Raw genomic sequence first — 22353 nt, 5'->3', positions numbered from 1 at the left:
CGGCCTGGCGGCCTTGAACGAAACGCCGGCCGGCGCGTTGGCTTCCCTGACGATCGGGAGCCTGACGCCATGGCCGAACACAAGCCGCTTCGCCTCAATGTGCCCGAGCCGGAAGTGCGCCCGGGCGGCAAGCCGGATTTTTCCAACGTCAAGATCCCCAAGGCCGGCAGCGTCGAGCGGCCGCCGATCGACGTGCCGCCGGAAGACATCCGCGACATGGCCTATTCGATCATCCGGGTGATGAACCGCAAGGGCGAGGCGGTGGGTCCGTGGGCGGGCACGCTGACCGCGCAGGAGACGCTCGACGGGCTGCGCGCCATGATGCGCGTGCGCGCCTTCGACCGGCGCATGCTGACGGCGCAGCGCCAGGGCAAGACCTCGTTCTACATGCAGTGCCTGGGCGAGGAGGCGATCGCCTGCGCCTTCCGCAAGGCGCTGGAAGACGGCGACATGAATTTTCCGACCTATCGCCAGCAGGGCCTGCTTTTGGCCGGCGGCTATCCGATGGTCGACATGATGTGCCAGATCTATTCCAACACCCGCGACCCCAACAAGGGCCGGCAATTGCCGGTGATGTATTCGTCGAAGAAATTCGGCTTCTTCTCGATCTCGGGCAATCTCGCCACCCAGTTTCCGCAGGCGGTCGGCTGGGCGATGGCGTCGGCGATCAAGAACGACACCCGCATCGCCGCGGCCTGGATCGGCGACGGCTCGACGGCGGAAAGCGACTTCCACGCCGGCTTGGTCTTCGCCTCGACCTACAAGGCGCCGGTGGTGCTCAACATCGTCAACAATCAATGGGCGATCTCGACCTTCCAGGGCATCGCCCGCGGCGGCTCGGGCACGTTTGCCGCGCGCGGCCACGGTTTCGGCATTCCCTCGCTCAGGGTCGACGGCAACGACTATCTCGCCGTCCACGCGGTGGCCAAATGGGCAATCGAGCGAGCCAGGCGCAATCTCGGGCCGGTGCTGATCGAATACGTTACCTATCGCGCCGCCGCGCACTCGACCTCGGACGATCCGTCCGCCTACCGGCCGAAGGAAGAATCGGACGCCTGGCCGCTCGGCGACCCGGTCGAACGGCTGAAGAACCATCTGGTCGCCGTCGGCGCCTGGACGCAGGAGCGCCACAGCCAGGCCGAGGCGGAGATCGACGCCGAGGTGCTGGCCGCGCAGAAGGAAGCGGAGGCCTTCGGCACGCTGCACAGCGGCCCGAAAGCCTCGCCGCGCGACATTTTCGAGGAGGTCTACGACACCATGCCGCCGCATCTCAGGCGCCAACGCCAGGAAGCGGGGTACTGACGATGCCGCGCATGACGATGATCGAGGCGATCCGCGACGCCCATATGGTGGCGATGGAAAAGGACGACAACGTCGTCGTGTTCGGCGAGGATGTCGGCTATTTCGGCGGCGTGTTCCGCTGCACCCAGGGCCTGCAGGAACGGTTCGGGCGCGACCGCTGCTTCGACAGCCCGATCAGCGAATGCGGCATCGTCGGCACGGCGGTCGGCATGGCCGCCTACGGGCTGAGGCCGTGCGTGGAAATCCAGTTCGCCGACTATGTCTATCCGGCCTACGACCAGATCGTGTCGGAGGCGGCGCGCCTGCGCCACCGCTCGGCCGGCGACTTCACCTGCCCGCTCACCATCCGCATGCCGACCGGCGGCGGCATTTTCGGCGGCCAGACGCACAGCCAGAGCCCGGAGGCGCTATTCACCCACGTATCGGGGCTGAAAGTGGTGGTGCCGTCGAACCCGCACGACGCAAAGGGGCTTTTGATCGCCTCGATCGAGGACGACAACCCGGTGATCTTCCTGGAGCCGAAGCGGCTTTATAACGGCCCCTTCGACGGCCACCACGACAAGCCGATCATCCCGTGGTCGAAGCACGCGCTGGGCGAGGTGCCGGCCGGCCATTTCACCGAACCGCTGGGCAAGGCGGTGGTGCGGCGCGAGGGCGCCGCCGTCACCGTGCTTGCCTACGGCACCATGGTCTACGTGGCCGAGGCTGCGGCCGAAGAGAGCGGCGTCGACGCCGAGGTGATCGATCTGAGAACGCTGCTGCCGGTCGACCTCGACACGATCGTGGCCTCGGTGAAGAAGACCGGACGCTGCCTGATCGTGCACGAGGCGACGCTGACCTCGGGTTTCGGCGCCGAACTCGCCGCGCTGGTGCAGGAACATTGCTTCTACCATCTGGAAGCGCCGATCCGGCGCGTCACCGGCTGGGACACGCCCTACCCGCACGCGCAGGAATGGACCTATTTTCCCGGCCCCGCACGGGTCGGCGCCGCGCTCGGCGAACTGATGGAGGGCTGAGATGGGCCAGCACGTCATCAAGATGCCGGATGTCGGCGAGGGGATCGCGGAGGCCGAACTGGTCGAATGGCACGTCAAGGTCGGCGATCCGGTGAACGAGGACATGGTGCTGGCCGCCGTGATGACGGACAAGGCGACGGTGGAAATTCCCTCGCCGGTCGAAGGCACCGTCGCCTGGCTCGGCGGCGAGGTCGGCGAGCAGATCTCGGTCGGCGCGCCGCTTCTGAAGATCGAGGTCGCCGGCGACGGCAACGACGACGCGGCCGCAGCGCCAAAGCCGGCCGCGCCGCGAGCGGAAGACGAGGACGAGCCGGCGGCGCCGGCGCGACCGGCAGCCGATGGGGCCGAGACGACCGCCAACAGGCAGCCGGACGACGACGCGGCGCAGGACGCGCCGGCCGCGGCGCGCGCCCAGCCGGACACGCACACCCAGCCTGCGGGCAAAGCCGCACGCGACCGCCGCCTGCCAGCCCAGACGCGCAAGGAAGGCGACAAGCCGATCGCCGCGCCGGCCGTGCGACTGAGAGCGCGCGAGGCCGGCGTCGATCTACGGTTCGTGCGCGGCAGCGGTCCGGCCGGTCGCATCACCCACGAGGATCTCGATCTGCATCTGGAGGCCGGCGCCCGCCCCGGCGCGGTCGCAGCGCGCGCGCCCGACAACCGCGTCACCGACTTCAAGGTGGTCGGGCTGCGGCGGCGTATCGCAGAGAAGATGCAGGTGGCGAAATCGCGCATCCCGCACATCACCTATGTCGAGGAAGTGGGCATGGACGCGCTGGAGGATCTGCGCGCCGCCCTCAACACGCGCAAGCGCGACGACCAGACACGGCTGACCGTGTTGCCGTTCCTGCTGCTGGCGATGGCCAAAGCGATCCGCGAACAGCCCGGCTTGAACGCGCTCTACGACGACGAGGCCGGTGTCGTGCACCAGCATGGCGGGGTGCATGTCGGGGTCGCAACCCAGACCCGCAACGGGCTGGTGGTGCCAGTGGTGCGGCACGCGGAGACGCTCGATCTGTGGTCCTGCGCGGCGGAAATCGCCAGGCTGGCGGAGGCGGCGCGCAACGGCACGGCGACCCGCGAGGAACTGTCCGGCTCGACCATCACCATCACCTCGCTCGGCGCGCTCGGCGGCATCGCCACGACGCCGGTCATCAACCATCCCGAAGTCGCGATCGTCGGCGTCAACAAGATGCAGGTGCGTCCAGTCTGGGACGGCGCCCAGTTCCTGCCGGCCAAGATGATGAATCTGTCGTCGAGCTTCGACCACCGCATCATCGACGGGTGGGAAGCCGCCGTCTTCGTGCAGCGGATCAAGACGCTTCTGGAAACGCCGGCATCGATCTTCATCGAGGACTGACAGGATGAGAGACATCAAGTGCCAATTGCTGGTCATCGGCGCCGGGCCGGGCGGTTATGTCTGCGCCATACGCGCCGGCCAGCTCGGCGTCGACACGGTGATCGTGGAAGCCGAGAAACCGGGCGGAACCTGTCTCAATGTCGGCTGCATTCCCTCCAAGGCGCTGATCCACGCGGCGGACGAATTCGCCAGGGCGAGCGCGTTCGCGGCAGGCGAAGCGCCGCTCGGCATCCATGTCGGCGAGGCCAGGATCGACTACCCGAAAACCGTCGACTGGAAGGACGGCATCGTGCGCCGGCTCACCAGCGGGGTGAGCGGGCTCCTGAAAAAGGCCGGCGTCAAGCATGTCGACGGCTGGGCGCGGTTCCGCGACGGCAAGACGGTGCATGTGGACACGCCGACCGGTCCCCAGACCATCGAGGCCGACCAGATCGTGATCGCGACCGGCTCGACGCCGGTCGAGCTGCCGGGACTGCCGTTCGGCGGCGCCGTCCTGTCGTCGACCGGCGCGCTGGCGCTGACGGAGATCCCGCAACGGCTGGCTGTGGTCGGCGCCGGGTATATCGGGCTCGAACTGGGCACGGCCTTCGCCAAGCTCGGCAGCCAGGTGTGCGTGCTGGAAGCCATGGACCGCATCCTGCCCGCCTATGACGCGGAGTTGACCAGGCCGGTGAAGAAGCGCCTCGAGGCGTTGGGCGTGCGCGTACTGACCGGGGTCAAGGCCGAGCGCCATTCGGCAAGCGCCGGCACGCTGGCCTACACCAGCGATGGCGGGCAGTCCGGCACGGTGCCGGCCGACGCGGTGCTGGTCACGATCGGCCGCGCGCCGGCGACGACGGGATGGGGGCTGGAGGAACTCGACCTGACCATGGACGGGCGCTTCATCGCCGTCGACGACCAATGCCGCACCTCCATGCGCGGCGTCCACGCGATCGGCGACGTGACCGGCGAGCCGATGCTGGCGCACCGCGCCATGGCGCAGGGCGAGATGGTGGCCGAGATCGTCGCCGGCAAACGGCGCGCCTGGGACCGGCACTGCGTGCCGGCGGTCTGCTTCACCGATCCCGAGATCGTGACGGCCGGCCTGTCGCCGCAGGAGGCGGCCGCGGCCGGGCTCGACGTGCGCAGCGCGAGCTTTCCGCTGCAGGCCAACGGCCGCGCCATGACAATCGAGCGCGACGACGGCTTCGTGCGCATCGTGGCGCGCGCCGACAACCATCTCGTGGTCGGCGTGCAGGCGGTCGGCGCACAGATATCCGAACTTGCCTCCTACTTCGCCCACGCCATCGAAATGGGCGCCCGGCTGGAAGACGTCGCACAGACCGTCCACGCCCACCCGACGCTTGGCGAGGCTTTCCAGGAAGCCGCGCTGCGCACGCTCGGTCACGCGCTGCATATCTGACGCGGACCGGCGCCGGGGCGGAAATCGAACGATGCGATTTCTCGCCTGATTTCGCACGGTTGTTGGCGCGGCTACAGATTCGCCGCGCGAAACCGGCCCACCATACAGCAATTGTGCATGGTTTCGACACGACCGCGCCGGGTCGGCGAAGAACATGGCTTGCGCGTCGAGCGGGTTTTCTGAATAGTGCCGGCCGGGAGCATTTCTTCTGATAATCAAAAAACCATCAATGCTCGCTAATGGGAGAAGACAATCATGAGCATCGGACAATCCTTCCGTGGTCTGCGCGCGCGAAGCCGCAAGTTGGCCCTGGCCGCCGCGGGCGCGGGACTGCTTCTCGGGTCGACCGCGCATGCCGAAACCTTGCGGTTCGCGTTTCAGGGCACGCTGAACGCGCTCGATCCCTATTCGCTCAACGAGACCTTCACGCTCGGCATGCTGGGCAATGTCTATGAGGGCCTGACGAAGCGCGACAAGGATCTGAAGATCGTTCCGGGCCTGGCCGAAAGCTGGGAAGTCGTCGACCCGCTGACCTGGCGCTTCAATCTGCGCAAGGGCGTGAAATTCGCCAACGGCAACGACTTCACCGCCGACGACGTCATTTTCTCGGCCGAGCGCGTGCGCGCCGAAACATCGGACCTGAAGACCCGGATTCCCGCCGATTCGCAGTGGACCAAGATCGACGACCACACGGTCGAGGTGAAGCTCACCTCACCCAACCCGATCCTGCACTACGAGTGGGACACCTGGTATATTTTCGACAAGGAATGGGCCGAGGCGGAAGGCGCGGTCTCGCCGGTCTCGGCGCGCGACACCAATCCCGGACCGGCGGCGTTCAAGGCCAACGGCACCGGCCCGTTCGTGATCGACAGCCACGAGCCGGGCGTGAAGACGATCTTCAAGCCCAACGAGAGCTGGTGGGGCGAGCCCGAACACAATCTGACCGAGGTGGTGTTCACGCCGATCGCCGCCGACGGCACGCGTGTCGCCGCGCTTCTGGCCGGCGACGTCGACCTGGTCGACCCGGTGCCCGTGCAGGACATTCCGCGCGTCAACAGCGACCCGAACACCGAGGCGCTGACCGGGCCGGAGCTGCGCGTGATCCATCTCGGCTTCAACCAGTTCCGCGACGAACTGCCGACCTCCGACATCAAGGGCAAGAACCCGTTCCGCGACGTCAATGTGCGCAAGGCGATCTATCAGGCCATCGACATGGAGGCGATCAAGGAACGCGTGATGCGCGGCCTGTCAACGCCGGTGCCGCTTTTGATCGCCAACGAGCTGTTCAGCGGCTCGGGCGAGTTCAAGCGGCTGCCCTACGATCCGGACGCGGCCAAGCAGCTTCTGGCCGATGCCGGCTATGCGGACGGGTTTTCGGTCGGCATGGACTGCCCGAACGACCGCTACGTCAATGACGAGGCGATCTGCCAGGCCGTGGTGTCGATGCTGGCGCGCATCGGCGTGACGGTGAACCTCAACGCCCAGCCCAAGGCGCAGTATTTCGCCAAGGTGCTGGCGCCCGGCGGCTACGACACCGACTTTTACCTGCTCGGCTGGACGCCCGGTTCGTTCGATTCCTGGAACGTGATCACCAATCTGGTCGGCTGCCGCGACGAGACCGGCAAGGGCGGGCCGTTCAATCTCGGCGGGTATTGCAGCGAGGAAGTCGACGCGCTGGCGGCCAAGATCGTCGGCGAGATCGATCCTGAAAAGCGCGATGCGCTGATCAAGGAAGCCTACACGATCATGACCAACGAGGTCTCGCACATCCCCTTGCATCAGCAGTCGCTGGTGTGGGGCAAGCGCAAGAACATCGACATCGTCCAGCGGCCGGACAACCAGGTCCTGTTCTACTGGGCCACGGTGAACTGAACGTCCAAACCGCCATCTGACCCCCGCGCGCGCCGCGCGCGGGGGAGGCACGGACTTCAGGGGCACATTCGATGATCGCATTCGCCATCAGGCGGTTCATGCAGGCGCTCGGCGTCATGCTTGTCGTCGCGCTGATTTCCTTTTTGATGTTCCGCTTCGTCGGCGACCCGGTGAACCAGCTCGTCGGGGTCGACACCTCGCCGGCCGAGCGCGAAGCGCTGCGCCAGGCGCTCGGGCTCAACGACCCGGTGATGATCCAGTTTTCCCGCTTCATCGTGAAGGCGGTGCAGATGGATTTCGGCATTTCCTACCAGTTCAAGCAGCCGGTCGCCGCGCTGATCGCCTCGCGCCTGCCGGCGACGCTGGAGCTGTCCTTCGTCTCGGCCTTGTTCGCGCTCGCCGTCGGCGTGCCGATGGGCGTCTATACCGGGCTCTACCGCAACACGCTCCTGGCGCGCGGCTTCCTGGCGATCAGCCTGATCGGCGTGTCGCTGCCGACCTTTCTGATCGGCATCCTGCTGATCTTCGTGGTCTCGGTGCATCTCGGCTGGCTGCCCTCGTTCGGGCGCGGCGAGACGGTCAATCTCGGCGGGGTGTGGACGACCGGACTGCTGACCAAGTCGGGACTGTTGTCGCTGATCCTGCCGGCGATCACGCTCGGCCTGTTCCAGATGACGCTGATCATGCGGCTGGTGCGCGGCGAGATGCTGGAGGTGCTGCGGACCGACTACATCAAATTCGCCCGCGCGCGCGGCCTGTCGCGGCGCGCCGTCAATTTCGGCCATGCGCTGAAGAACACGCTGGTGCCGGTGATCACCATCACCGGGCTGCAGCTCGGCTCGATCATCGCCTTCGCCATCATCACCGAAACCGTGTTCCAGTGGCCGGGCATGGGGCTTTTGTTTTTGCAGGCGGTGCAGAATGTCGATATCCCGATCATGGCCGCCTACCTGCTGTTGATCGCGTTCCTGTTCGTGACGATCAACTTCATCGTCGACCTGCTCTACGTGGCGGTCGACCCGCGCATTCGCCTCGGCGAAGCCAGGAGATAGGCCGATGCCCGATGTCGTCGGCAAGGACACAAACGGCGCGGCGGCGGCGCGGGGACCGTTGCGCCGGGCGATCGAGTCCGATCTGTGGTACTCCTTCACCCGCTCGCCGGTGACGGTGGCGTCGGCCGCCGTCACGCTCGTCATGATCCTGTCGGCGGCGTTCGCGTCGCTGGTGGCGCCGCACAACCCGTTCGACCCGGCCACGATCTCGATCCTGGATTCGTTCTATCCGCCGGCCTGGATGGAGGGCGGCGATCCGCGCTTCCTGCTCGGCACCGACGACCAGGGCCGGGACATCCTGTCGACCATCCTTTACGGCATGCGCATCTCGCTGGCGGTGGGGTTTGCCAGCGTCTTGTTCGCGATGGTGATCGGCGTCACGCTCGGCCTGGTGGCCGGCTATTTCGGCGGGGCGGTCGATTCCGTCATCATGCGCATCGCCGACGTGCAGCTCACCTTTCCCGCCATCCTGATCGCGCTTCTGATCAACGGCGTGGCGCGGGCGATGGCCGGGCCGCAATCCTACGACCAGGTGGTGCTGGTGGTGCTGGTGCTGTCGATCGGCCTGTCGTTCTGGGTGCAGTATGCGCGCACGGTGCGCGGCTCGGTGCTGGTGGAGGCCAACAAGGAATATGTGCTGGCCGCGCGGCTGATCGGACTGAGGCCGTGGACGATCATGTTCAAACACGTGCTGCCCAACGTAATGGGTCCGGTGCTGGTGATCGCGACGATCAATCTGGCGCTGGCCATCATCACCGAGGCGACGCTGTCGTTTCTGGGCGTCGGCGTGCCGCCGACCGAGCCGTCGCTGGGCACGCTGATCCGGATCGGCAACGATTTTTTGTTCTCCGGCGAATGGTGGATCACCATCTTCCCCGGCATCACGCTGGCAATCCTCGCGCTCGCCGTCAACCTGCTCGGCGACTGGCTGCGCGACGCACTCAATCCGAAGCTCAGATGACCGCAACGCTTTCCGTCCGCAATCTCCGGGTCGAGATCCCCACGCGCGCCGGCGTATTGAGGGCGATCGACGATCTGTCGTTCGACATCGCGCCGGGCGAGGTGCTGGGGGTGGTGGGCGAATCGGGCGCCGGCAAGTCGATCACCGGCTCGGCGATTATCGGCCTTCTGGAGCCGCCGGGGCGGGTGGCGGCCGGCGAGATCCGGCTCGGCGGCGAGCGCATCGACGATCTGGGGCCGGACCAGATGCGGCGCATACGCGGCCGGCGCATCGGCATGATTTTCCAGGACCCGCTGACCAGCCTCAACCCGCTCTACCGGATCGGCGACCAGCTCACCGAAACCATCCTCACCCATGAGCGCCTGTCGCAGCGCGCGGCGCGCGACAAGGCGCAAAAACTGCTCGAGGAGGTCGGCATCCCGGCCGCCGGCGCCCGGCTCTCGGCCTATCCGCACCAGTTTTCCGGCGGCATGCGCCAGCGTGTGGTGATCGCGCTGGCGCTGTGCGCCGATCCCGAACTGGTGATCGCCGACGAGCCAACCACGGCGCTCGACGTGTCGGTGCAGGCCCAGATCATCGCGCTGTTGAAACGGCTATGCTCGGAGCGCGGCGCCTCGGTGATGCTGATCACGCACGACATGGGGGTGATCGCGGAAACCGCCGACCGGGTGTGCGTGCTCTATGCGGGCCGGCTCGCCGAGATCGGGCCGGTGCGCGCGGTCGTCAAGCATCCGCAGCACCCCTATACGCACGGGCTGATGTCGGCGATCCCCTCGCTGGCCGGCGACCCGGACGAGGAACTGGCGCAGATTCCAGGCGCGATGCCCCGGCTGGGCGCCATCCCCGATGGCTGCGCCTTCAACCCGCGCTGCGACCACGCCTTCGCGCGCTGCCGGGCGGAACGCCCGCACCCCTACTCCGCCGGCGCCAGCGACGCGGCCTGTTTCCTGCACGATCCCGACCCGGCGCGCCGCCCGCCCGAACCGGTCGCGCGCGCGGCCGCCGCACGCGGCATCGCGGCGGCGGACGAAACGCCGGAGGCGACATCATGACGGCCGCGCACACAAGCCCTGCACGCCCGGCCGCGCCGGACCAAGACGCCGCGCCGCTGGTGGAGGTCGGCGGCCTGCGGCGCGTCTTCGATCTTTCCAAACCCTGGCTCAACCGATTGATCGAGGGCGGCGGAAGGGTGACACTGACGGCGGTCGACGGGGTCGATTTTTCGATCAATCGGGGCGAGACCTACGCGCTGGTCGGCGAATCCGGCTCCGGCAAGTCGACGATCGCCAAGATGGCGGTCGGGCTGCTGCCACCCTCGGCCGGGCGGGTGTCGATCGACGGCACCGACGTGTGGGGCGAAAAGGGCGCGGATGCGATGCGGCGCATGCGCCGCAAGATCCAGATGATCTTCCAGGACCCGTTCGCCAGCCTCAATCCGCGCTGGCGCGTGCAGGCGATCATCGAGGAGCCGATCAAGGCGTTCGGGCTGATCGCCGACCCAAAGGACCGCGCCGCGCGCGTCGGCGAACTGCTGTCGCTGGTCGGGCTCGACGCGCGCGACGGCCAGAAATTCCCGCACGAGTTTTCCGGCGGCCAGCGCCAGCGCATCGCGATCGCGCGCGCGCTCGCCTCCGACCCGCAATTCATCGTCTGCGACGAGCCGACCTCGGCGCTGGACGTGTCGGTGCAGGCGCAGGTGCTCAATCTGTTGCGCGACCTGCAGGAACGGCTCGGCCTGACCTATCTGTTCATCAGCCACAACCTGGCCGTGGTGCGGCACGTGGCGACGCGGGTCGGGGTGCTTTATCTCGGCCGGCTGGTGGAGGAGGCGCCGGCGCGCGAGTTGTTCGCGGCGCCGAAACACCCTTATACGAAAATGCTGCTCGACGCGGTGCCCGACATCGAGATGGAGGGCAAGGAAAGGCTGGCGATCGCCGGCGAGATCCCGAACCCGGTCAACCCGCCGCCGGGCTGCCATTTCCATCCGCGCTGCCCGTTTGTGATGGAGCACTGCTCGACCGAGACGCCGCCGGCGCATCTGGTGGGCGACGCGGCGGTGCGCTGCCACCTGTTCGCCGAGGACCGGGCAAAGGCGCGCTGACCGGCTGGGAAACGGCCGCCGGGAAGCTGAAGCACGTGCGGTGACGGCCGCGCCGGCGAAGAGATCTATTCGGTTGTTTGGCACAGTTCAGGACGCAAAACCCTTTCACGGCTTTGCTGGATTTACTCCCCCGCCTCCGGCCGCCAGCCGGCGAGCGGGCCGTCCGGGTCGAGCCAGGCCCGGGGGATTTCGACGGTCAGGTCGAGCACCATCTGGGCATAGGTCTTGGCCTGCGGATCGTAGCGCAGCGAGGCGGTGCCGCCGCCGCCGAGCACGTCCTCGAGCAGGAAGTTGAGCGCGTCAAAGCCTGGCAGCAGGTAGCGCCGTACCTCGCCCTCCAGATAATGCGCGAAAAAACCGGCGATGCGCGCGGCGGTGACCTGGTGGCACAGCCAGGGATAGAATTCGGGCCGACGAGCGACGATGCCGATATTGGCGTGATTGCCCTTGTCGCCGCTGCGCCCCCAGGCGAGCGCGCGCAACGGCACTAGCGTCGTCGCGCCGGCGGCAACGGGCGCCGGCGGGACGGCATGCGGCGGCGGGTCGGCGGCGGCCCTCGTATCGGCAATGGCGGCGGGGCGGGTGTCGCCGTCGAGATCGATCGAAACCGGTACGTCGCGCTTCGGCCACAGGAAGGAGTGGACGCGCAGCACCGGCACCGGTTTCGGCCGGCCGTGCATGACGCCGGTCAGGCCCTGCGCCATGGCGACGCCCGGATGGGCGAATTCGCGCGCGAACACCTCCAGCGCCCTGGCGTCGTCGTGCTTGAGCCCGATCTTGACCACCACCTCGCGTGCCTCGAAGGCGCGCCGGGCCGCGCCATACGTGTCCTCGGCGCCGATCACCTCGATGGAGACGTCGCGATAGGGCGCAAGCCCCTTGGCGCGCATGATGCGCGCGGTGCGCTCGACCAGCGCCTCGGCGGTGCGCCTGCCCTTGGCGCCGGCCTGAAAGCCGGCGATCATGTAGGTCGTCACCAGCCGAAACCCGTCGAGATGGGTGCCGCAGACCTTGTAGTCCGGCCCCGGGGCGCGGCCCCGCGCGCCGCTGACCCGCACGCGGTCTCGGCCGATCTCGTCCAGGACCACCTCGGAGAAATCGCAGGTCACGTCGGGCAGGCGATAGGCGCGCGGGTCGCCGATCTCGTAGACGATCTGCTCGGCGACCGTGCCGCGCGAGACCTTGCCGCCGGTGCCGGGCGGCTTGGTGACGACGAAACTGCCGTCGGCGGCGCAGTCGACGATCGGGAAGCCCATGTCGTGCCAGCCGTCGGCAATGTCCTGCCAGTCGGTGAACAGGCCGCCGGTCGCCTGGCAGCCGCATTCGATGACATGGCCGGCGAGGCTGCCGGCGGCGAGGCGGTGGTAGTCGTCGTGACGCCAGCCGAACTCGTGCATCAGCGGGCCGAGCGTCATGGCCGAATCGACGACGCGGCCGGTGATGACGACATCGGCCCCGGCGTCCAGCGCCTCGGCGATCGCGGTCGCGCCGAGATAGGCGTTGGCGGAGGCGAAGGCCGCCGGCGGCGGCGAGGCGGAAAACATCTCCGGCGGACGGGCGGCGGCGATCGCGTCCGCCTGGGCGGTCAGATCGTCGCCGGTGACGACCGCGACCTTGAAGGCGAGCCCCGCCGCGTCGGCGGCGGCCACGAAGGCGTCGCGGCAGGCGGCCGGGTTCATGCCGCCGCTGTCGGTGACGAGCCGGATGCGCTTTTTGTGGATTTCGGGCAGAACCGGTTCGACCGAGGCCAGCCAGTCGGGCACGAATCCGCCGTCGGGCGATTTCGCCCTGGCGCGCGCCAGCAGCGCCATGGTGACCTCGGCCAGATAATCGCCGACGAGATAGTCGACATCGCCCTTTTCGACGAGCTGGCGCGCGCCCAGCAGCGTGTCGCCCCAGGCCGCCGCGGCGCCGCCGATCCGTACCGTCCGTGCCGTCATGGCGTCGTCTGCCACCTCAAACCGCCCAGCGCGGCTTGCGCTTTTCCAGGAAGGCGGCCACGCCCTCGCGGCCCTCCTCGCCGAGCAGGCACTCGGCAAACCCGTCGGCGGCGAGATCGCGCAGCGCCGCGCCGTCCAGGCGCCCGGCGGCAAGCACGATATTCTTGGTGACGGCGTTGGCGCCCGGCGCGCAGCGGCGCACGGCCGCGCGCACCGCGGCCTCGGCCGCCTCGAGGCCGGCGACGTCGTCGGCAAGCTGGTCGGCGATGCCAAGCCTGAGCGCCGCGCCGCCGTCGAAGCGGGCGCCCGTCAGCATGATCCGGCGCGCGGCCGCCCTGCCGGCGCGCTGGACGACGAAGGGCGCGATCTGTGCCGGGGGAATGCCGAGCATGGTCTCGGTGAGCGCGAATCTGGCGTCGGCGGCGGCAATCACGATGTCGCCGGCGCAGACGAGACCGAGCCCGCCGGCCATGGCCGCGCCGTGAACGAGCATGACGGTGACCTGCGGCAAGGTGTCGACGGCGTGAAACAGGGCGCCGGCGCGCCGGCTGAACTCGACGATGTCGGCGCGCGGGACGTCGTCACGCAACAGCGCGCCGAAATCCTTGAGGTCGCCGCCGGCGCAGAACATGTCGCCCTTGCCGCGAAAGGTGACGCCGCGGATCGAGGGATCGCCGGCGAGCGCGGCAACGGTGGCGGCAAGCTCGTCGGCCATTGCCGCCGACAGCGCGTTGCGCGCCGCGGGCCGGTTGAGCCAGACCGTCAGCCAGCCCCCGTCCCGTTCCAGAATGAGCGTCTCGGTCGATGGCAGATCGGTCATGCGCTGGCGTCCTTTCGACCGGATCGCGGTCCTGTCCGCCGCCCCGGCTAAACGGTCGGGGCGCGGCGGCGGCCGACCCCTTCGCGGCCCAGTGTGGCGTCAGTCGAGCGGCGCGGCAAGCTGGGGGCCGAGATGGAGATAGCGGGCCATCTTGCGCTTTGCGGCGATATCCTTCCAGACCAAGGCGACCTCGTCCTCGCTCAAGGCGACCGCGCCGGCGACGGCGGCGGCGGGCACGTTGTTGTCGAGGGCGTAAAGACACAGATCCATCTTGTCGTAGGGCAGCGCGAAATAGAACTCCTCCTGCGTCTGCGCCATCGAATAGGTGTCGGTGGTCGGCGGGCGGCGGCACACTTCCGGCGGGACGCCGAGATGCTCGGCCAGCCGGTAGACCTGCGACTTGTAGAGGTGGGCGATCGGCTTGACGTCGGCGGCGCCGTCGCCGTTCTTGACGAAAAAGCCCTGATCGTATTCGAGCCGGTTGGGGGTGCCGATAACGGCATAGTTGAGCCGGTCGGCGTGATAATATTCGAACTGCTTGCGCGTGCGCTGCTTCATGTTGGTCGCCGCGACGATGCCGAGATAGGCCTCGGCCGGCAGGCGGTGTTTTTCCACCCGGCCGTCGGGATCGCTGACGACCAGCGAGGACATGTTGTAGCCGGCGGTGGTGAGCGCGTTGGCGAAGACGATCTTGGAGCTCCAGCCCGGCCCGTAGGCGGGCACGACCTGGCGGATGAAGCCGTCCCGCCTGTCGTAACAGCCCATTGCCGCGAGCGCGGGGCCGATATTTTCCACCTCGGCCGACAGGGCGAACCGATCGGCCACCAGCCGGCCGAGCCGCAGGCTTTCGGGATCGGAATCGTCCTCGGGCATCAACAGGCAGTGAACCCTGTCGGGGCCGACGGCCCTGGCGGCGAGCCCGGCGCAGACGCTGGAATCGATGCCGCCGGACAGGCCGAGCACCAGGCCGCGCTTGCGCAGCGTCCCGCGCAGCTGGGCGCGCAGCGCGGCAACGATGCGCTCGATCTCGGCCTCGGCATCGATGGCGAGCGCGTCGGGTGAGAAGGCGGGGACGGAATGCTGGTTCATCGGTCTGTTCCTGTTTCGAGTACGAGCCGCCGCACCACCTTGCCGCTCGCGGTCTTCGGCAGGGCCTGACGGAACTCGATTTTCCTGGGCACCATGAGGTCGGGCAGGTTTCGCGCGCAGTGGCGCAGAATGGCGCGGTCGTCGAGATCCGGATCGGCGCGCACGACGACGGCATGCAGGACGTGGCCGAGCACAGGATCGGGCACGCCGAAGACGAGCGCCTCGCGCACGCCCGCACAGGCATGCAGCACGGTTTCCACCCGTTTCGGCGCGACCTTTTCGCCGCGGATCTTGATGATGTCGTCCTTGCGGCCGACGAAATAGAGGAAACCGTCGGCATCGGCGCGAAACAGGTCGCCGGTGTGAAGCTGGCGCGCGCCGGGGGTGGGAGCGGGCCGCAGCGCCCGGGCGGTGGCTTCCTCGTCGCCCCAGTAACCGCGCATCAGATGCGGGCCGCGCACCACCAGTTCGCCGACCGCCCCCGTCGGCACCGGGCGACCGGTCTCGTCGACAATCGCCGTTTCGGTGCCGGGGATCGCCCTGCCGACCGAATCGGGCCGGCGCTCGAGTTCCCCGGGCGGCAGGAAACTGGCGCGGGCGCATTCGGTGAGGCCGTACATGGAATAGATGCGCACGCCCGGAAACAGGCGCCCGAGGCCGGCGACATGGGCCGGCGGCAGGGCGGCGGCGGCGTTGGTGATGTAGCGCAGCGCCGGCAGCGCGCCGGGCTTAAGCTCCGACAGGCCGAGGATCATCGCCGCCATGGTCGGCACCAGGGGAAGGCCGGTGACGCCCTCGGCGCGCGCGCGCGCGAGCACGTCGTGGGGAAAGGCGAAGCTCTTCTCCAAGACCAGGGTCGCGCCGACCTGGGCGGCGACGATCAGCTGGTAAAGCCCGTAGGTGAAGGAAAGCGGCAGCACGGCGAGCACGACGTCGTCGGGGCCGTTGTCGAGATAGGCCGCGATCGAGCCGGAGACCGCGATCATGGCGGCGTGCGCGATCATCACGCCCTTGGGCCGGCCGGTCGAGCCGGACGTGTAGATGATCATCGCCAGATCGGACGCGGCACCATCCGGCGCGCATTTGGCGGGCGCCTCCTCCTTCAGCAGGGTCTCGAAACCGGCGACGCCCGGCGGCAGCGCCGTGACGGCCCTGGCGGCGACGATCAAAGGCGGCGCGGCGAGGCCGGCGGCGGCCACGGTGGCGGCGCGCGCATATTTGGCCTGGGTGAGCACGACGCGCGGCGCGCAATCGCCGAAAATCTGGGCGAGCATGTCGGCCGATGCGGCGGGATTGACCGAGCAGAAGACGGCGCCGGCCCTGAGCACGGCGAAGATCGACAGCGCGGCTTCCCAGATATTGTCCATCAACACGACGACGCGATCGCCGCTTTTGACGCCGCGCGCGGCAAGCCCGGCGGCAAGCCGGTCGGCGGCGGCGTCGAGTTCGGCGTAGCTCAGCCGCGTCTCGCCATCGACGATCGCGGCCTTGGCCGCGCCGGCGGCGGCGCTGCGGCGCAGAAACTGCTCGACGCGGGCGATCATCGGCATGGTTGCGCCGCGCTAGCCGGCCAGCCTTTGGCCTTCGCCGCGCTTGCAGGCGACGAAGGCGGCGATGCGGTCGATGGAATCGAGATTGGCCGGCACGATGTCGGCATCGGCGACCGCGATCTCGAAGCGCTCCTCGAGGAAGGAGACCAGCTCCAGGATGCCGGTGGAATCGACCAGGTCGGTTTCGATCAGCGAGACGCCGTTGTCGAGCTCGTAGTCGTCGTCGCCGAACAGGAAGTTCTCGACGATGAACTCGCGGATGTGCTGGTGGACAGGTTCTGACATCGGATGAGCCTTTCGTGGTTGGAGCGCGGTCACACGGCCTGCGCGGACTGCTTGCGGGGCGCGGCGCCGGCGAATTCCCGCAGCCAGAGCTGGGTGGAGAGAATGCCGACAAAGGCGGCGGCGTCGCGGAAACCGGCGATCGCGCCGCGACCGTGCTTGTCGAGCAGTTTTCGGGTCGCCTGCGGGTTGAACAGCCCGTCCTCGGCGATGCGCGGCGTTGCCATCAGCGCCTCTACATAGGCGCCGTCCCGGCCGCTGAACGACACACTCTCCGGCGCGCGGTAGGGCTGTTTGGGGCGTTCGCTGATTGCGGCCGGCAACAGGTCGGCGCCGGCCCGGCGCAGAATGTGCTTTTCGCGCAGGCCGCGCAGTTTCATCTCGGGCGGGATGCGGGCGGCGAACTCGACCAGGCGGTGATCGAGGAAGGGAAAGCGCGATTCCAGCCCGTGCGCCATAACCATGCGGTCGCCCTGGGCCGACAGGATGTAGCCGGGCAGGAGAAAACGCGTCTCCAGATACTGGGCCTGGTGCAGCGGGTGCCAGCGGGAGAACTCAGCCGGCAGCGAGGCCGCCAGCTCTTCGGCCGCGTCGTAGCCGGCCAGCTCTGCCTTGAGCTCGCGCGAGAAGAACAGCTTCGCCCCGGCGGTGGCGCGGAAGCGCGGCCGGTGGGAAAACAGCGGATCGTCGGGCCGATCGGCGCCGGCGCCGAAAAACGCGGCCAGATATTCCGGCGTCTGCTGCTGCAGCGAGGCGATATAGGGATAGATCTTGCGGAACAGGTGCGGCCGCAGCGTCGAGCCGGGCTGGCGCGCGCAGAAACGGCGGATGCGCGCCTCCCTGAACACGTCATAGCCGGCGAAAATCTCGTCGGCGCCCTCGCCCGACAGCACCACTTTGAGCCCCTCGCCGCGCAGACGCTGCGCCAACAGATAGAGCGGGGCGGGCGCGGTGCGCAGGACCGGCCGCTCCATCTGGCGCACGACGGCGGGAAAGGCGGCCGCGATGTCGCCGGCCCGGCAGGTCAGGACATCATGGCGCGTGCCGAGGGCCGCGGCCATCGTTTCCTGATGGCGGCTCTCGTCGAAGGCGGGATCGTCGAAAGCGAGCGAAAAGGTGCGCAGCCGGCCCGGCGCCTGACGGGCGGCGATGGCGGAGATCAGCGAGGAATCGAGGCCGCCGGACAAAAACGATCCGACCTCGACATCGGCGCGCAGGCGGATGCGCGTGGCGTCCTCGAGCAGCGCGCGTAACTCCTCGGCGACATCGCCCTCGGCGCGTGAGGGAGGGTCATCGCCGAGCGCTGGAAAGTCGAGCGCCCAGTAGGGCCGGGTGACGGCGTGGCCGCCCTCGACGATCATCATGTGGGCCGGCGGCAGTTCGTTGACGTTCTTGAAGGCGGTGCGCGGCGCCAACGGCGTCCACAGGGTGAAGATCTGGTCGAGCGCCAGCGGATCGATCTCGGCCGAAAAGCCCGGCACCTGCATCAGGGCCTTGATCTCGGAGGCGAAATAGAGCGTGCCGCCCTGCCAGTGATAAAAGAGCGGGCGCACGCCCACGCGGTCGCGCGCCAGAAGCAGGCGCCGGCTGCGCCCGTCCCAGATCGCCAGCGCGAAATCGCCGTTGAGTTTGGTGACGAAATCGGGACCAAACTCCTCATAGAGCTGCAGCACCACCTCGGTGTCGCTTTCACTGCGAAAGCGCCGACCGCGCGCGACCAGCTCGGCGCGCAGTTCGAGATAATTGAAGACCTCGCCATTATAGGCGATGTGGATCGCCCCGCAGGCGCTGGCCATCGGCTGGGCGGCACCCTCGGACAGGTCGATGACGGCAAGACGGCGATGGCCGAGGCCGATGCCGCGACCGACATGGCTGCCCTGTCCGTCCGGGCCGCGATGGGCGAGCTCGCGGCCCATGCGCCACAACAGCGCCGCGCCGTCCTGCGGCGCGACGCCGTCGCCGCAATAACCCGCTATGCCGCACATGAGCCGCGTGCCGTCTTCGAAGCGAATTCAGTCAAAACGGTCTCCGATCAGTCGCGACCAGGATTCGCCGGCAAACCCGTTGAAAAACGCCCTGCCGGCGACAAAGGGCTCGATCAGGCTCCTGTCGCGCGCGTGCACAATGGAGGAAGAGGCGTGAACGAAGACGAAACGCCGGCCAAGCATCGCCTCCAGCAGCGCGGGCATGGTGCGGCCGCGCAAGGCGACAAGGCCGGTTTCGCCGGCATGGGCGAGCATGCTGTCGAGGACAATGCCGGCCTGGCCGGGCGCGTGCAGGACCTGCACCACCCGCCCGACACGCCCCGGATCGCCGTAATAGAGAAACAGGCCGACCGGGCGGCCGTTGCGCGCCACGACCTTGCGGCGCACCATGGCGCCGTAGACCGCCTTGCGGCGGGATTCGGCCAGCATCCGCGCGAGGCTTTGCGCGCGCCAGTCGGGCCGCACCTCGTAGCCCCGGGTCAATTCGACAAACAAAGCCGCCGCCTCGCCATCGTCGACCTCGGCGCTGGCCAGCGTGCCGGCGGGCAGCCCGGCCGGCATATGGGTCCAGTACGGACCGTCGCCCCGGCGCCGGACCAGCGCGTCGACGGGACGCGCGAGCGGGCGCAACACACCGCCAAGGCCGACCGCGCGACCGGCCATCTCGGCGGCGAAGCCGGCCGGACGGATCACACGCAGCCATTCCAGGCTATGGTCGGGCAGGACGGTGGCCCTGAGCTTGCGCCACATGGTGGTGGAAATGTCGTTGGCGGTCTCGGTCAGCGAAATGTCCTGCGGACCGCCGAGGAAGGCGCGCATCAGCCGCGCGCCGGCAAAGGGATCGTCGGCGTGGTCCTCGACCATCAGCGTGCCGCACAGCGCGCCGCGCACCGGTCTGTCGCCGGCGATCAACGGCAGCGGCAAGACGCCAACAAAACCGTTGACGCGACCGTCACGGCGCAAATGGACGAAAGAATTGATCTCGGTGTCGCGGTCGGGACCGTCCAGGAAGACGCTGGCGAGATAGGTTTCGAGCGCCGGGGTGGCGGGCTCGCGGGTCTTGCGCAAGATCTTCTGGAACAGCCGCGCCACGACAGGAATGTCGGCTTCGTCCAAGATCCGCGTCGTGTCCGTTTGATGCTGTATCATCCACCAATCCGATCCGGCCCGATCCGGCAGGCCGATCCGCGCAACCCGGCGCAAGCCATGCGCGACAACGGCGCTCATATTAGAGGCCGGGGATTAAGGTTCGGTTGAAGCCGGACAGGGACGGCAATCGGACAGTGTCCGGCCATCGCACTTGTCATAGTCAGTATTATGAGCATAATACTGACTATTAGAGCGGAGGACCGAATATGCACCCCGTTATCGTCGCCGGAGGCGGCATTGGCGGCATCGCCGCCGCGCTCGCCCTCGCCCGCAACGGCCGCGGCTCCATCGTTTTGGAGCAGGCCTCGAAAATCGGCGAGATCGGCGCCGGCATCCAGCTTGCGCCGAACGCGTTTCACTGTTTCGACGCGCTCGGCGTCGGCGACCAGGCGCGCGCGGAAGCCGTCTTCATCGACAAGTTGCGCCTGATGGACGGGCTGACCGGCGACGAGATCGTGCATATTCCGCTCGATCAGCCGTTCCGCGAGCGGTTCGGCAATCCCTACGCCGTCGTGCATCGCGCCGACCTGCATATGGCGCTGGTGGAGGCGGCCCGAAACACCGGCCTGGTCGATATCCGCACCTCGCACCGGGTCGAAAGCTACACGCAGGACGGCGCGTCGGTGCGGGTGTTGTGCGCCGGCCGGGATCCCGTGGTCGGCAGCGCGCTGATTGGCGCCGACGGGCTGCGCTCGCCGATCCGCGCGCAGATGCTGGGCGACGGCGAACCGATCGTGTCGGGCCACACCACCTACCGATCCGTGATCCCGGTCGAGCGCATGCCGGAGGATCTGCGCTGGAACGCGGCCACGCTATGGGCCGGCCCGAAGTGCCACATCGTCCACTACCCGCTGCAGGGCTGGAAGATGTTCAACCTGGTCGTGACCTACCACAATGACGTCGAGGAGGCCGTGACCGGCAAGCCGGTGCCGGTGGACGAGGTCATGCGCGGTTTCGAGCATATCCACCCGCGCGCGCAACAAATCATCAAGCACGGCACAAACTGGAAATTGTGGGTGCTGTGCGACCGCGAACCGGCCGAGCGCTGGGTCGACGGCCGGGTCGCCCTGCTCGGCGACGCCGCGCATCCGATGCTGCAATATTTCGCCCAGGGCGCGGCGATGGCGATGGAGGACGCGGTGTGCCTGGCCCATATGCTCGACGCCCATGCGGGCGACGTCGAAGCAGCCCTTGCCGCCTATCAGCACAACCGGGTGCCGCGCACGGCCCATGTGCAGATCGATTCGCGCCTGATCGGCGAGTACATCTACCATCCGGCCGGCGCCAAGGCGCTGGTGCGCAACCAGGTGATGACCTCGCTGTCGCCCGAACAATATTACGACCGCCTCGAATGGCTCTATGGCGGGACCGGGCTCGCGCGGGCCTGAGAAACGAGAGCCGCAAGGAGGAGACCCCATGTCGCTGACCGAAAAGCCGGCCGAGACGCCGCAACGCAAGGCCTTTTACGAAAAGATCGACAAGAAAAGCCTGACCCCGCTGTGGGCGGTGATGTCGTCGATCATCACGCCGGAGCCGACAAGCGGCTGCCAGGCCCATTGCTGGAACTACGAGGAGGCGAAGGCCTATCTTCTGGAGGCCGGCGGGCTGATCACCGCCAAGGAGGCCGAACGGCGGGTGCTGATCCTGGAAAATCCCGGCCTGCGCGGCCAGAGCCGGATCACGACATCGCTCTATGCCGGCCTGCAGCTCGTCATGCCGGGCGAAGTCGCCCCCGCGCACCGCCATTCGCAATCCGCGCTGCGCTTCGTGCTCGACGGCGACGGCGCCCATACCGCGGTCGACGGCGAACGCACGATCATGCATTACGGCGATTTCGTCATCACCCCGCCCGGCGCCTGGCACGACCACGGCAACCGCACCGACGAGCCGATGATCTGGCTCGACGGGCTCGACATCCCAATGATCTCGTTCTTCGACGCCTCGTTCGCGGAAGGGTATCCCGACGACGAGCAGCCGATCTCACGCAGGACCGGCGATTCGCTCGCCCGTTTCGGCGCCAATCTCCTGCCGGTCGACTTCGAGCCACGCAAGAAGGCCTCGCCGATCTTCAACTATCCCTACGAGCGCTCGCGCGCGGCGCTGGAGCAGATGCGCGCCCAGGAGGAGTGGGACCCCTGCCACGGGCTCAAGCTGCGCTATGTCAACCCGGTCGACGGCGGCTACGCGATGCCGACCATCGCCACGTTTTTGCAGCTTCTGCCGGCCGGCTTCGCCACCGCCGCCTATCGCTCGACGGACGCCACGGTGTTCGTGGCGGTGGAGGGATCGGGGCGCACGACCATAGACGGCCAGGTGTTCGAATGGGGTCCGAAGGACATTTTCGTCGCCCCGTCATGGAAACGCATCGTCCACGAGCCCGCGACCGACGCGGTGCTGTTTTCCTATTCCGATCGCGCCGCCCAGGACAGGCTGGGCCTGTGGCGCGAAGACCGCGGCAACCATTGAGAGCGC

General features: G+C 68.1%; 18 protein-coding genes. 11 read left to right on the top strand and 7 right to left on the bottom strand.

Going from position 1 to position 22353, the window contains the following annotated elements; translation table 11 throughout:
* Positions 1-69 precede the first annotated feature (69 nt).
* From ACT2B0_RS01440 to ACT2B0_RS01400, 9 genes are all read left to right on the top strand, one after another.
* Positions 70-1302 carry a 3-methyl-2-oxobutanoate dehydrogenase (2-methylpropanoyl-transferring) subunit alpha gene (locus tag ACT2B0_RS01440; RefSeq protein WP_473460720.1) on the top strand — a complete coding sequence of 411 codons (1233 nt, stop codon included), beginning with the start codon at positions 70-72 and terminating at the stop codon, positions 1300-1302.
* A gap of 2 nt (positions 1303-1304) precedes the next feature.
* Positions 1305-2318 (top strand): alpha-ketoacid dehydrogenase subunit beta, encoded by a 1014-nt coding sequence (locus tag ACT2B0_RS01435; RefSeq protein ID WP_473460719.1) that lies wholly within the window; start codon positions 1305-1307, stop codon positions 2316-2318.
* A 1-nt stretch (position 2319) separates the two neighbouring features.
* On the top strand, positions 2320-3678 hold the full coding sequence (locus ACT2B0_RS01430) for a dihydrolipoamide acetyltransferase family protein (protein ID WP_473460717.1): 1359 nt from the start codon (positions 2320-2322) through the stop codon (positions 3676-3678).
* Between the two features lie 4 nt (positions 3679-3682).
* Complete coding sequence (gene lpdA, locus ACT2B0_RS01425; RefSeq protein WP_473460715.1) at positions 3683-5080, top strand: dihydrolipoyl dehydrogenase; 1398 nt, start codon at positions 3683-3685, stop codon at positions 5078-5080.
* Between the two features lie 255 nt (positions 5081-5335).
* The gene (locus ACT2B0_RS01420; RefSeq protein WP_473460713.1) at positions 5336-6952 is read left to right on the top strand and encodes an ABC transporter substrate-binding protein; all 1617 of its coding nucleotides are present in this window, start codon (positions 5336-5338) and stop codon (positions 6950-6952) included.
* Positions 6953-7023: 71 nt separating this feature from the next.
* Positions 7024-8004 carry an ABC transporter permease gene (locus ACT2B0_RS01415; protein ID WP_473460711.1) on the top strand — a complete coding sequence of 327 codons (981 nt, stop codon included), beginning with the start codon at positions 7024-7026 and terminating at the stop codon, positions 8002-8004.
* 4 nt (positions 8005-8008) lie between these two features.
* Positions 8009-8965: an ABC transporter permease gene (locus tag ACT2B0_RS01410; RefSeq protein WP_473460709.1), complete on the top strand. Its 957-nt coding sequence runs from the start codon at positions 8009-8011 to the stop codon at positions 8963-8965.
* Positions 8962-10017, top strand: coding sequence for an ABC transporter ATP-binding protein (locus tag ACT2B0_RS01405; protein WP_106572802.1), 1056 nt, complete (start codon positions 8962-8964; stop codon positions 10015-10017). Before ACT2B0_RS01410 ends, ACT2B0_RS01405 begins: the two co-directional genes overlap by 4 nt.
* Positions 10014-11066 carry an ABC transporter ATP-binding protein gene (locus ACT2B0_RS01400; protein ID WP_473460707.1) on the top strand — a complete coding sequence of 351 codons (1053 nt, stop codon included), beginning with the start codon at positions 10014-10016 and terminating at the stop codon, positions 11064-11066. The genes ACT2B0_RS01405 and ACT2B0_RS01400 overlap by 4 nt, the downstream gene beginning before the upstream one ends.
* Before the next feature lie 122 nt (positions 11067-11188).
* On the opposite strand, the gene ACT2B0_RS01395 is transcribed toward ACT2B0_RS01400, so the two are convergent.
* The 7 genes from ACT2B0_RS01395 to ACT2B0_RS01365 all read right to left on the bottom strand — a co-directional run bounded on the left by ACT2B0_RS01395 (position 11189) and on the right by ACT2B0_RS01365 (position 19881).
* Positions 11189-13006: an acyclic terpene utilization AtuA family protein gene (locus ACT2B0_RS01395; RefSeq protein ID WP_473460705.1), complete on the bottom strand. Its 1818-nt coding sequence runs from the start codon at positions 13004-13006 to the stop codon at positions 11189-11191.
* A 16-nt stretch (positions 13007-13022) separates the two neighbouring features.
* Entirely contained in the window at positions 13023-13826 is an 804-nt protein-coding gene (locus ACT2B0_RS01390; protein WP_473460703.1) for an enoyl-CoA hydratase/isomerase family protein, read from the bottom strand.
* 99 nt (positions 13827-13925) lie between these two features.
* Positions 13926-14915 carry an NAD(+) synthase gene (gene nadE, locus ACT2B0_RS01385; RefSeq protein WP_473460701.1) on the bottom strand — a complete coding sequence of 330 codons (990 nt, stop codon included), beginning with the start codon at positions 14913-14915 and terminating at the stop codon, positions 13926-13928.
* On the bottom strand, positions 14912-16465 hold the full coding sequence (locus ACT2B0_RS01380) for a class I adenylate-forming enzyme family protein (RefSeq protein ID WP_473460700.1): 1554 nt from the start codon (positions 16463-16465) through the stop codon (positions 14912-14914). Before ACT2B0_RS01380 ends, nadE begins: the two co-directional genes overlap by 4 nt.
* Positions 16466-16477: 12 nt before the next feature.
* On the bottom strand, positions 16478-16750 hold the full coding sequence (locus tag ACT2B0_RS01375) for an acyl carrier protein (RefSeq protein WP_473460699.1): 273 nt from the start codon (positions 16748-16750) through the stop codon (positions 16478-16480).
* 29 nt (positions 16751-16779) lie between these two features.
* A complete protein-coding gene (asnB, locus tag ACT2B0_RS01370) occupies positions 16780-18732 on the bottom strand; it encodes an asparagine synthase (glutamine-hydrolyzing) (protein WP_473460698.1) in 1953 nt (650 codons plus the stop codon).
* Positions 18733-18759: 27 nt separating this feature from the next.
* Positions 18760-19881 carry a hypothetical protein gene (locus ACT2B0_RS01365; protein WP_473460696.1) on the bottom strand — a complete coding sequence of 374 codons (1122 nt, stop codon included), beginning with the start codon at positions 19879-19881 and terminating at the stop codon, positions 18760-18762.
* Positions 19882-20087: 206 nt separating this feature from the next.
* Between ACT2B0_RS01365 and ACT2B0_RS01360 the strand changes: the two genes are divergently transcribed.
* Together ACT2B0_RS01360 and gtdA are read left to right on the top strand one after the other, a co-directional pair.
* Positions 20088-21269: a 3-hydroxybenzoate 6-monooxygenase gene (locus ACT2B0_RS01360; protein ID WP_473460694.1), complete on the top strand. Its 1182-nt coding sequence runs from the start codon at positions 20088-20090 to the stop codon at positions 21267-21269.
* Positions 21270-21297: 28 nt separating this feature from the next.
* Entirely contained in the window at positions 21298-22347 is a 1050-nt protein-coding gene (gene gtdA, locus ACT2B0_RS01355) for a gentisate 1,2-dioxygenase (protein WP_348424061.1), read from the top strand.
* The last annotated feature ends 6 nt before the right edge of the window (positions 22348-22353 follow it).

Source organism: Nitratireductor sp. J20-h4 (assembly GCF_056780505.1).
Note: the sequence above shows the minus strand (reverse complement) of the source record. Positions and strands in the feature narration are given on the sequence as shown.

What these genes read in the sequence shown, in the direction of transcription:
- ACT2B0_RS01410 (WP_473460709.1), top strand. Translation starts at nt 8,009, where the DNA reads ATGCCCGATGTCGTCGGCAAGGACACAAACGGCGCGGCGGCGGCGCGG.
- ACT2B0_RS01435 (WP_473460719.1), top strand. Translation starts at nt 1,305, where the DNA reads ATGCCGCGCATGACGATGATCGAGGCGATCCGCGACGCCCATATGGTG.
- ACT2B0_RS01430 (WP_473460717.1), top strand. Translation starts at nt 2,320, where the DNA reads ATGGGCCAGCACGTCATCAAGATGCCGGATGTCGGCGAGGGGATCGCG.
- ACT2B0_RS01440 (WP_473460720.1), top strand. Translation starts at nt 70, where the DNA reads ATGGCCGAACACAAGCCGCTTCGCCTCAATGTGCCCGAGCCGGAAGTG.
- gtdA (WP_348424061.1), top strand. Translation starts at nt 21,298, where the DNA reads ATGTCGCTGACCGAAAAGCCGGCCGAGACGCCGCAACGCAAGGCCTTT.
- ACT2B0_RS01415 (WP_473460711.1), top strand. Translation starts at nt 7,024, where the DNA reads ATGATCGCATTCGCCATCAGGCGGTTCATGCAGGCGCTCGGCGTCATG.
- ACT2B0_RS01360 (WP_473460694.1), top strand. Translation starts at nt 20,088, where the DNA reads ATGCACCCCGTTATCGTCGCCGGAGGCGGCATTGGCGGCATCGCCGCC.
- ACT2B0_RS01375 (WP_473460699.1), bottom strand. Translation starts at nt 16,750, where the DNA reads ATGTCAGAACCTGTCCACCAGCACATCCGCGAGTTCATCGTCGAGAAC.
- ACT2B0_RS01390 (WP_473460703.1), bottom strand. Translation starts at nt 13,826, where the DNA reads ATGACCGATCTGCCATCGACCGAGACGCTCATTCTGGAACGGGACGGG.
- ACT2B0_RS01365 (WP_473460696.1), bottom strand. Translation starts at nt 19,881, where the DNA reads ATGATACAGCATCAAACGGACACGACGCGGATCTTGGACGAAGCCGAC.
- nadE (WP_473460701.1), bottom strand. Translation starts at nt 14,915, where the DNA reads ATGAACCAGCATTCCGTCCCCGCCTTCTCACCCGACGCGCTCGCCATC.
- ACT2B0_RS01420 (WP_473460713.1), top strand. Translation starts at nt 5,336, where the DNA reads ATGAGCATCGGACAATCCTTCCGTGGTCTGCGCGCGCGAAGCCGCAAG.
- lpdA (WP_473460715.1), top strand. Translation starts at nt 3,683, where the DNA reads ATGAGAGACATCAAGTGCCAATTGCTGGTCATCGGCGCCGGGCCGGGC.
- asnB (WP_473460698.1), bottom strand. Translation starts at nt 18,732, where the DNA reads ATGTGCGGCATAGCGGGTTATTGCGGCGACGGCGTCGCGCCGCAGGAC.
- ACT2B0_RS01395 (WP_473460705.1), bottom strand. Translation starts at nt 13,006, where the DNA reads ATGACGGCACGGACGGTACGGATCGGCGGCGCCGCGGCGGCCTGGGGC.
- ACT2B0_RS01400 (WP_473460707.1), top strand. Translation starts at nt 10,014, where the DNA reads ATGACGGCCGCGCACACAAGCCCTGCACGCCCGGCCGCGCCGGACCAA.
- ACT2B0_RS01405 (WP_106572802.1), top strand. Translation starts at nt 8,962, where the DNA reads ATGACCGCAACGCTTTCCGTCCGCAATCTCCGGGTCGAGATCCCCACG.
- ACT2B0_RS01380 (WP_473460700.1), bottom strand. Translation starts at nt 16,465, where the DNA reads ATGCCGATGATCGCCCGCGTCGAGCAGTTTCTGCGCCGCAGCGCCGCC.